The following is a 9,739-nucleotide window of genomic DNA, read 5'->3' as shown; positions in this document are numbered from 1 at the left end:
GGTCGCCACCTGCGGGTCGCGCAGCAGCGCGAGGAACTCCCGCCGGTGGCCGTTGAGTGCCGAGCCGACCTCGGTGACAACCTTGCCGACGGCCATGCCCTGCCCGGCTGCCCAGGTCGTGATCCGTGCGACCTGCCGGTCAAGGTCGGCCTTCTGGTCGGCGGACGACACCCCGGCGTACACCGCTGTGACGCCGGCCGGTGCCGGTCGCGCCTCGACGTCACCGACGAGGATCAGTCGGCCAACCCGGCGGGTGGGGACGGGGAGTGTGCCTTCGCGGTGCCAGCGGCGCGCCGATGTGTATGACACGCCCTGCGACTCGGCCCACTCCTTGAGGTTCACATGGTCACTATACACCTCCAAGGGACGCTAGATGACGCTCGGCAGGCAGCAGCTTTCACCCCTGGCCGCGTTCATCGTCATCACCCTGATGAGCGGCTGCGGCGTGCTGCGGTACCCCCACGTCGACGTGCCCGACGACCTGGTCCCGGTCTTCCGGTCCGCGGCGGCGACCTACGGTGTCCTGACCGCCGCGCAGCTCGCGGCGCAGGCCCGGGTGGAGAGCAAGTTCGACGCGCAGGCGGTCTCGCGCGCCGGCGCCCGGGGCATCATGCAGTTCCTCCCCACCACCTGGGCCGAGTTCGGGATCGACGGTAACCACGACGGGATCACCGACCCACTCGACCCGCTCGACGCCATCCCGTCCGCGGCCTTCTACGAGGCCCGGCTCGCCCAGGAGGTCGGGTATCTACCCGGTGACCGGGTCTCGCTGATCCTCGCCGCCTACAACGCCGGCCCGGACGCCGTGCGAACCGCCGGGGGCATCCCCGACTTCCAGGAGACCAGGGCCTACGTGGCAAAGGTCCACGACTGGGCGGCCACCTACTCCGACCGGCTCTGACGCCCGGCGACCGGCAGACGCCCGGCGACCGGCAGAGTCGTGGCGATGGCTCACAGGACCCGAAGTGCCTCGCCGGCCACGGCAACCTCGTCCCCCGGCGCGAGCTGCCGGCCCCGCCGGGTCTCGACCTCCCCGTTGACCCGCACCATCCCGCCCGCGAGCAGCTCCTTCACCTCGGATCCGGCCTCGACCACATCCGCGAGCTTGAGGAACTGCCCCAGCCGTATCCCGTCTCCACGAATGCTCACCTCGCGCATGCCCGCAGCATCCCGCATCGCCTCCGCTCCCGCCCCACTCCCACGCCTAGCTCCTGCTCCTGTGGCCTTCCCCGCCTCGACGCCATCCCCCGTTCGATGAATTCCACGCCCGGGACCAGGCCCGACCGACCGGGGCATCCCGACCGATCAGGACCGGGCCCCCATCCGCACCACCCGTCGGAGCCACATGACGGGGCCGGCAACATGACGGGACCGGCAATACACAGGGTGCGGGACGGCTGAGGCATGCTGACGGACGTGGCAGCCTCCTCCTCGGATTCCTCCTCGGACACAGTGACTGGGACAGCCCGCCTTGAACCGGTGGCGCCCCCCGTCCCGACACCGGCAGGCGAGATCGAACCGAGCCCCGAAACCGAGCCGGCGCCGGAGCAATCCGTCGACTACCCGGAGCCGCGTATCCCCGATCTGGGCAACCCGTGGTCGGCCGGCGGGGCCAGCCCCAGACCCGCCGGCGACCAGGCCCGACCCACATCGACCGGGAGCACATCCGGCGGAGAAAGCACCAGCGAGGTGATCCGCCGGGTGGAACGGTCGAGCGGGATGCTCGCATCCCGGGCGGCGGCCCGGATGGCGGAGGCGCTGCCCTGGTTCCCGGCCATGTCGGCGAGTCACCGCGCCGGAATTCAGCTCGTGGTGCAGGCCGGCATCTCGTCGTTCGTGGAGTGGTGCCGGCGGCCCGAACACGCCCGGGATCTGTCCGAGGACGTCTTCCGGGTCGCCCCGCGGGAACTCGTCCGCGCCGTGACCTTCCGCCGACTCGTCGATCTGGTCCGGGTCGCGGTGGAGGCGATCGAGGCCGAGGTGCCGAACCTGGCCGGCCCGGAGCACGAACAACGGCTGCTCGCCGATGTCCTGCGTTACTCCCGTGACATCGCGTTTGCCGGCGCGGTCGTCTACGCCCGCGCCGCCGAGGAACGCGGTGCCTGGGACGCCCGGCTGGAGGCGCTGGTCGTCGACCACGTGGTCCGGGGCGAGGTCGACCGGGCGCTGCCGTCACGGGCGGCCGCGGTGGGCTGGCGTAACCCGCCGTCCGTCACCGTCATCGTCGGCACGGCCGGGAGCAACTCGCCGGAGGTGGTGGTCGATGAGGTGCACCGGCTCGCCCGCATGGCCCAGCTGGAGGTTCTCGCCGGGGTCCACCACGATCGCCTGGTGATGGTGGTCGGCGGGAATTTCACTGCCGGCAGGGACGGCATCGGCCGTCCCGAGATGACCCTCCAGCCGGAGAACAGCGTCGAACCTCCCGCCACCGCGGGTACCCGCCCGGCCGGCGGCACCGCGCCGGTGAACACCGTCCTCGACGCGGCCCGGGCACTGCTTCCCGCCTGCGGGCCGGGCCCGGTGGTGGTCGGCCCGGTGGTCGGTGACCTGACCGGGGCACCGCACGCGGCGCGGGTCGCCCTCGCCGCCACGGACGTGGTCGCCGCCTGGCCGGCCGCACCCCGGCCGGTCATGGCCCGCGCTCTGCTCCCGGAACTCGCCCTCGCGGGGAACGTCGACGCCCGGCGGGCGCTCATCGACGAGGTGTACGCCCCGCTGCGCGACGCCGGTACCCCGCTGCTGGAGACCACCGGGGCCTATCTCGACTTCGGCTCGTCGCTGGAGGCGACGGCCCGGGCGCTGTATCTCCACACCAACACGGTCCGCTACCGACTCCGTAAGGCCGCCGAGGTGTGCGGGCTGGATCCGGCGGACCACCGCGAACGCTTCATCCTGCATATTGCGCTCGTTCTGGGACGCCTCGACGGTGTGTTACCTACAGGCAAAACATGATCATTCAAGTCGTCCCACGACCCTCTCACCCCCGCGCGAGAATGGTCACATCGAACTACTTTGCAGGTCCGTCATGCCATTCCAGGCCGATGTCGGCGTCGCGCAGCAACGTCCGATCCAAACAGATCGGCTTGTAGGACACCTACAACAGCCGGTCGACACATCGGTGAGTGGCCGCCAGCGACAACCGGTCCTCGTGAGGGGTTAGGTGAAGAGGTGCTCGCGATCCTCGCGCCCGGCCAGGGTGCACAGACCCCCGGACAGCTCCGCGCCTGGCGCGGTCTCGAGGGGGCGGAAGAACGGCTGCGCTGGTGGTCCGCCGCAGTCGGGATCGACCTGCTCGAAGCCGGGTGCGAGGCGCCCGCCGAGACGATCCGGGATACGGCGATCGCCCAGCCGTTGATCGTCGCGAGCGGGCTGATCGCGGCCGAACAGCTTGGGCTGCCGGTCACCTCCCCGGTCGGACCGGACACCCTGGTGCTGGCCGGTCACAGCGTCGGCGAGATCACCGCCGCGGCCCTCACCGGCACCCTCACTGCCGAGGAGGCCCTCGTCCTGGTGGCCCTGCGGGGACGCGCGATGGCCGAGGCGTCCGCCCGGGTCGAGACCGGCATGACGGCGCTGCTCGGCGGTGATCCCGAGGCGGTGGCCGCCCGGTTGAGTGAACTCGGCCTGACCGCCGCCAACCGCAACGGTGCCGGGCAGATCGTCGCCGCCGGCACCGCCCGCGACCTCGCCCGGCTCGCCGCGGAGCCGCCCGCGGGTGTCCGGCTGCGTCCCCTGTCCGTCGCCGGCGCCTTCCACACCCGGCACATGTCCTGCGCGCGCGACGCGCTGGCCGCGGTCGCGGGCGGCCTCCGGCCCGGGGTACCGCGGGCCGCCGCGCTGTCCAACGCCGACGGGGCGATCGTCACCGACCCGGCCGAGCTGATCAGCCGGCTGGTGGCCCAGGTCGCGGCGCCGGTCCGGTGGGACCTGTGCCTCGCGACGCTGCGCGATCTCGGGGTCGGTGCGGTCATCGAACTCCCCCCGGCCGGCGCTCTCGCCGGGATCGCCCGCCGGGAACTGCCCGGTGCCACGATCCACGCGGTGAAGAGCCCCGACGACCTGCCCGCGGCCCGCGAGCTGGTCGCCGAGTACCTCGGCGCCGAACTCCTGAGCGCGGTCCCGGCGAGCCTGGCAAGCCTGGCGGACCCAACCCCCGGAACTCCACCGGGCTCGACGACGGACGACGCCCTGGTGGGAGCGCTGGCATGACCGAGCTGACCGGTGCCCGCATGCTCGGCCTCGGCGTCTACCGTCCGGCCCGGGTGGTGACCAACGACGAGATCGCCCAACGGGTCGACACCTCCGACGCCTGGATCCAGGCCCGTACCGGCATCGCCAGCCGGCGTATCGCCGACGACGAGGAAACCATCGTCGCGATGGGCGCCGCGGCCGCGGAGAAGGCGCTCGCCGCCGCCGGCCTCACCGCCGACTCGATCGATCTGGTGATCGGGGCGACCTGTACCTCTCCCTCCCAGATCCCGGGTGCCGGTCCGCAGATCGCCCATCGCATCGGGGCCGGCCGGGCCGGGGCGTTCGACATCAACGGCGCCTGCGCCGGTTTCAGCTACGCGGTGTCGACGGCCGCCGACATGGTGCGCGCTGGCACCCTGCGCAACGTGCTCGTGGTGGCCACCGAAAGGCTGTCGGACTACACCAACTGGGACGATCGCAGCACCTGCATCCTGCTCGCCGACGGCGCCGGAGCAGTCGTGATCGGCCCGGCGGAGACCAACGAGATCGGCCCGGCGGTCTGGGGGCACGACGGATCCCGGCCCGAGACGATCCAGGTCCCCGGCTACGGCGACAACTCCTTCCGCATGGAGGGCCAGGCGGTGTTCCGCTGGGCGATCTCCCTGGTCCCGGTTCTCCGCCAGATCTGCGAGCAGGCCGGCGTGGCACCCGAGGACCTCGCGGGTATCGTTCCGCATCAGGCTAACCTGCGGGTCGTCGAAGCGTTGGTGACGGGTATCGGCACTACGAACGCCGCCGTTGCCCGCGATGTGGTCGACGCCGGCAACACCTCCGCCGCAAGCATTCCGCTGGGACTCAGCCGGTTGCTGGAGAGCGGCGAGATCCGCCGGGGAGACCCGGTGCTGCTGTTCGGCTTCGGTGCCGGCCTGACCTACTGCGGGCAGCTCGTGCGCTGCCCCTGACAACCTCGACCAACCCTCGACCAACCCTCGACACCGCACCGCGACCGTCCCGCACCGCACTGCGGCGAGGCGTCCGATGACCATCAGCCCGACCACGCCCCTGATCCAGGCGCCCGCGCTTCCGCGCTGGTACACGGCAGCCCCGCGCACCACCCGCCACCGACCGACAACATCCCATCAGGAGGAACGATCATGTCCCAAGCTGACATCCTCGCCGGTCTCGCCGTCATCCTCGAAGAGGTCGCCGGTGTCGACCCGGCCGACGTGACGGCCGACAAGACCTTCATCGACGACTTGGACGTGGACTCGCTGTCCATGGTCGAGGTGGTCGTCGCCGCGGAGGAGAAGTTCGGGGTGAAGATCCCGGACGACGACGTGAAGACCCTCAAGACCGTCGGTGACGCGGTCTCCTACATCCAGCGGGCGGGTGTCGCGGCGTGACCACGACCCCCAGGCAGGTCGTCGTCACCGGCCTCGGGGCTACTACTCCCCTCGGTGGCGATGTCGCCTCGACGTGGGAGGGTCTGCTCTCGGGCCGCTCCGGCGTCCGGCGTCTCACCGAGGGCTGGGTCGAGCAGCTCCCGGTCCATATCGCCGCGCCGCTGGCGGTCGAGCCGCCGCTGGGTCGGGTCGAGGCTCGTACCCTCGACCGCAGCCAGCAGATGGCTCTGACCGCCGCGCGTGAGGCGTGGGCTGACGCGGGCTCACCCGAGGTCGACCAGGAACGCCTCGCCGCGTGTGTGGCCTCGGGGATCGGGGGCGTGCTCACCCTGCTCCACCAGCATGACGTGATCCGGGAGAAGGGCCCCCGGCGGGTATCCCCGCACCTGGTGCCGATGCTCATGCCGAACGGCCCGGCCAGCACCGTGGGCCTGGCGTTCGGCGCGAAGGCGGGGGTGCACGCCCCGGTCAGCGCGTGCGCCTCCGGCTCGGAGGCCATCGCGCTGGCGCTGGACATCATCCGGGCCGGGCGCGCCGACGTCGTGATCGCCGGCGGTACCGAGGCTGCGATCTCGGCGCTGACCATGGCCGGCTTCGCGCAGATGCAGGCGCTGTCCCGCCGCAACGACGCACCCGAGGCCGCCTCCCGTCCGTTCGACAAGGGACGGGACGGCTTCGTGCTCGGCGAGGGCGCGGCAATCCTCATCCTCGAGGCGGCCGAGCACGCGGCCGCCCGCGGTGCCCGGGTCCACGGCACCCTGGCCGGCGCCGGCATCAGCTCGGACGCCTACCACATCGCCGCGCCGGAGCCGACCGGTGCCGGCGCGGCCCGGGCGATCCGGGCGGCGCTGCGGTCCGGCTCGTTGGAACCCCGTGACGTCGTCCACGTCAACGCCCACGCCACGTCCACCCCCGCCGGTGACGCGGCGGAGGCGCTGGCGTTGCGCAGCGCCTTCGGCGACCACATCGACGAGATCGCGGTGACGTCGACCAAGTCGACCACCGGGCACCTGCTCGGTGCCGCCGGCGCGGTAGAGGCCGTGTTCAGCGTCCTGGCGCTGCGGGAGCACCTGGTTCCCGCGACGCGCAACCTCGACGCTCTCGACGACGAGATCGCGCTCGACGTCGTGCGGATCGACAACCGGACCATCCGCCCGGGCGCCGCGCTGTCGAACTCGTTCGGGTTCGGCGGTCACGACATCTGCCTGGCCTTCACCGCCTGACCGCCGGCCGGCCGGTCGGCTGGTCAGACGTCCACCGCCCGCACCACCACCAACCGATGTCACCCGCGGCGGCGCCGGCCACCCCACCGCCGCCGCGGCACCGCCCGCCGTTTCGGCGAGCGTCATGGTCGCCGGACCGAGTGCCCAGCGGAAGCCGGCGCATACCACAGGTGGTCGCGTATCGGCCTCCTGCGAAGCAGTCCGACGCCGCTCAGGCAAGGAGACGCACGGTGAGTCTGTCCACGATCGACCGAGTCGACCCCCGCACACCTCAGGCTCGGCTCGCCCGGTTTTTCGATCCAGACACCCTGTCGCTGTTCGCGGTCGGCGACCAGTCCGGAGTCGTTGCCGGGCAAGGGCTTGTCGGCGGGAACGAGGTTGTCGCCTTCGCGACAGATCCGACGGTACAGGGTGGCGCGATGGGGCGCGACGGCTGTGCCCGCATCGTTCATGCCATCGAGTCCGCCGTCCGGATGAACTGCCCGGTCGTCGGGATCTGGCACTCGGGAGGCGCCCGGCTTCAGGAGGGTGTCGCCTCGCTTGACGGAGTCGGCCGGATCTTCGCCGCCACGGTGCGGGCCTCCGGTCGGATCCCGCAGCTCTCGCTCGTGCTCGGGGCCGCCGCCGGCGGAGCCGCCTACGGGCCGGCCCTGACCGACATCGTCATCATGGGCCCAGGGGCGAAGGTGTTCGTCACCGGCCCGGACGTGGTGCGTTCGGTGACCGGTGAGGAATGCACCGCCGACAGCCTGGGTGGGCCGGACGTGCACTCCAGGCGCAGCGGCGTCGTGCACGTGACCTGCGACTCCGAGGACGAGGCCGTCGAGCGGACCCGGGCGGTCGCGGTGCTGCTGGCCGATCAGCGCGACATCGGCCCCGTCACCGGACGCGAGCTCGGGGAACTGCTGCCCGACAATCCTCGGCGGGCCTACGACGTGCGCCCGCTCGTGAAGGCGGTGCTCGACGACGAGGACGAGGCCGTCGAGCTCCACCCGAGGTGGGCGCCGAACATCGTGACGGTGCTGGGACGCCTCGGCGGACGTACCATCGGGGTGGTCGCGAACAACCCGCTGCGCCGTGGTGGATGCCTCGACGCGACCTCGGCCGAGAAGGCCTCCCGGTTCGTCCGGATGTGCGACTCCTTCGGTGTTCCGTTGGTCGTGCTCGTTGACGTGCCCGGTTACCTGCCGGGTGTGGGCCAGGAATGGGAAGGCGTGGTCCGGCGGGGAGCGAAGCTGCTCTACGCATTCTCCGAATGCACCGTGCCGCGCGTCACCGTCGTGACCCGCAAGGCGTACGGCGGAGCGTACATCGCGATGAACGCCAGCAGCCTGGGCGCGACCGCCGTGTATGCCTGGCCGACCGCCCAGGTCGCCGTCATGGGCGCCGAGGCCGCCGTCGGCATTCTGCACCGTCGCAAGCTCGCCGAGGTTCCGGCCCAGCGCCGCCCCAGCGTCCTGGCGGAGCTGACCGAGGAGCACATCCGCACCGTCGGTGGCATCGACCGCGCCGTGGAACTCGGCGTCGTCGACGCGGTCGTCACCCCCGCCGCCACCCGGGGCGCGGTTGCCTCCGCCCTCGCCGACGCGCTGACCCGTTCCCGCACCGACAAGAACGTGCACGGCAACATCCCCCTGTAACATCCGGATCCCTGTTATCAGAGCCATTCTGTTACGAGAGTCCACCCTGGAGGAAAATGTTTACCTGATGCGAAATAACGATCTGCCGGCCGGCGTTGCCCTCCCTGGAGGTGCACGTATGACCCTGCAGATGGAGAAGGTAGCCGGTTCGGCATCGAAGGCGCCCGGTGGCACGTTCGCTGCCCTGCGGGTGCCGAACTTCCGGCTCTTCCTCGGCGGCCAGATCGTTTCACTCTGCGGGACATGGATGCAGACCATCGCCCTCGGCTGGCTGGTCCTCTCGCTCGGCGCCTCCGGCACGGCGCTCGGCCTGGTCACCGCCGCCCAGTTCCTGCCGGTGCTGTTCTTCGGGCCCTACGGCGGTCTGCTCGCCGACCGGACGGACCGGCGCCGCCTGCTGATCTGCACGCAGGTGGGCTCCGGACTCGCCGCGCTGGCACTGGGCATCCTCGACCTCACCGGTACGGCCCAACTCTGGATGGTCGGGGTGGCCGCCGCGCTCATCGGCCTGTGCAACGCCGTTGACAACCCGGCCCGGCAGAGCTTCGTCCAGGAGATGGTCGGGCCGGAGCACCTTCCGAACGCGGTCACCCTGAACTCGGTCGCGATAAACGCGGCGCGCATCGTCGGCCCGGCGATCGCCGGCGTCGTCATCGTGCTCGCGGGCACCGCCGGCTGTTTCCTCATCAACGCGGCCTCCTTCGGCGCGGTCCTGTTCGCCCTGCACCGCATGGACATCTCAGCGCTGTACGATCATCCGCCGATACACCGGGCGCCGGGGCAGCTGCGGGCCGGCTTCGCCTACGTGCGCCGCACGCCGGCGCTGCGCGTACCGTTGGTCATGATGGTGATGATCGGCACGCTGTCCTACGAGTTCCAGGTCGTGCTGCCGCTCCTGGCCCGGGAGACCTTCGGGGGCACCGCAGCCACGTACAGCCTGATGACCTCGGCCATGGGGGCGGGCGCGGTCGTCGGCGGCCTGCTGGTCGCCCGCCGCCGCCGGATTGGGCCCCGGGCACTGAGCCTGACCGCGATGACCTTCGGTGTCATCCTGCTGCTCGCCGCCGCCGCGCCGACGCTGCCGCTCGAGATCGCGACGATGGTGCTGCTGGGCGCGACGAGCGTCGCCTTCATCTCGACCGGGAACGCCACGGTCCAGCTCTCGGCCGACCCGGCGATGCGTGGGCGGGTGATGGCGCTGTGGTCGGTCGCGTTCCTCGGCACAACGCCGGTCGGCGGCCCGATCGCCGGCTGGGTCGCCCAGGCCTTCGGCGCGCGCGCC

10 protein-coding genes are annotated in these 9,739 nt (G+C 71.7%); 8 read left to right on the top strand and 2 right to left on the bottom strand.

Annotated elements, in window-relative coordinates:
• A partial coding sequence (locus AC08OO_RS08275; protein ID WP_476618392.1) for a recombinase family protein occupies positions 1-342 on the bottom strand: 342 nt, incomplete at its 3' end.
• Between the two features lie 31 nt (positions 343-373).
• Here AC08OO_RS08275 and AC08OO_RS08270 point away from each other — a divergent pair.
• Positions 374-901, top strand: coding sequence for a lytic transglycosylase domain-containing protein (locus AC08OO_RS08270; RefSeq protein WP_476610670.1), 528 nt, complete (start codon positions 374-376; stop codon positions 899-901).
• 50 nt (positions 902-951) lie between these two features.
• Here the strand turns inward: AC08OO_RS08270 and AC08OO_RS08265 are convergent, their stop codons facing one another.
• The gene (locus tag AC08OO_RS08265; RefSeq protein ID WP_011437857.1) at positions 952-1,176 is read right to left on the bottom strand and encodes an RNA-binding S4 domain-containing protein; all 225 of its coding nucleotides are present in this window, start codon (positions 1,174-1,176) and stop codon (positions 952-954) included.
• A 228-nt stretch (positions 1,177-1,404) separates the two neighbouring features.
• On the opposite strand from AC08OO_RS08265, the gene AC08OO_RS08260 reads away from it, so the two are divergent.
• From AC08OO_RS08260 to AC08OO_RS08230, 7 genes are all read left to right on the top strand, one after another.
• The gene (locus tag AC08OO_RS08260; RefSeq protein WP_476610671.1) at positions 1,405-2,952 is read left to right on the top strand and encodes a PucR family transcriptional regulator; all 1,548 of its coding nucleotides are present in this window, start codon (positions 1,405-1,407) and stop codon (positions 2,950-2,952) included.
• Positions 2,953-3,168: 216 nt separating this feature from the next.
• The gene (locus AC08OO_RS08255) at positions 3,169-4,209 is read left to right on the top strand and encodes an ACP S-malonyltransferase (RefSeq protein WP_476610672.1); all 1,041 of its coding nucleotides are present in this window, start codon (positions 3,169-3,171) and stop codon (positions 4,207-4,209) included.
• Positions 4,206-5,153 carry a beta-ketoacyl-ACP synthase III gene (locus AC08OO_RS08250; RefSeq protein WP_476618389.1) on the top strand — a complete coding sequence of 316 codons (948 nt, stop codon included), beginning with the start codon at positions 4,206-4,208 and terminating at the stop codon, positions 5,151-5,153. The genes AC08OO_RS08255 and AC08OO_RS08250 overlap by 4 nt, the downstream gene beginning before the upstream one ends.
• Positions 5,154-5,345: 192 nt before the next feature.
• A complete protein-coding gene (locus AC08OO_RS08245; protein WP_011437861.1) occupies positions 5,346-5,594 on the top strand; it encodes an acyl carrier protein in 249 nt (82 codons plus the stop codon).
• Positions 5,591-6,817 carry a beta-ketoacyl-ACP synthase II gene (gene fabF, locus AC08OO_RS08240; RefSeq protein ID WP_476610674.1) on the top strand — a complete coding sequence of 409 codons (1,227 nt, stop codon included), beginning with the start codon at positions 5,591-5,593 and terminating at the stop codon, positions 6,815-6,817. Before AC08OO_RS08245 ends, fabF begins: the two co-directional genes overlap by 4 nt.
• Positions 6,818-7,047: 230 nt before the next feature.
• Positions 7,048-8,457, top strand: coding sequence for an acyl-CoA carboxylase subunit beta (locus AC08OO_RS08235; RefSeq protein ID WP_476610675.1), 1,410 nt, complete (start codon positions 7,048-7,050; stop codon positions 8,455-8,457).
• 118 nt (positions 8,458-8,575) lie between these two features.
• On the top strand, positions 8,576-9,739 hold a 1,164-nt coding region (locus tag AC08OO_RS08230; RefSeq protein ID WP_476618388.1), incomplete at its 3' end, for an MFS transporter.

This window comes from Frankia sp. CeCAU1, from assembly GCF_977971845.1.
Note: the sequence above shows the minus strand (reverse complement) of the source record. Positions and strands in the feature narration are given on the sequence as shown.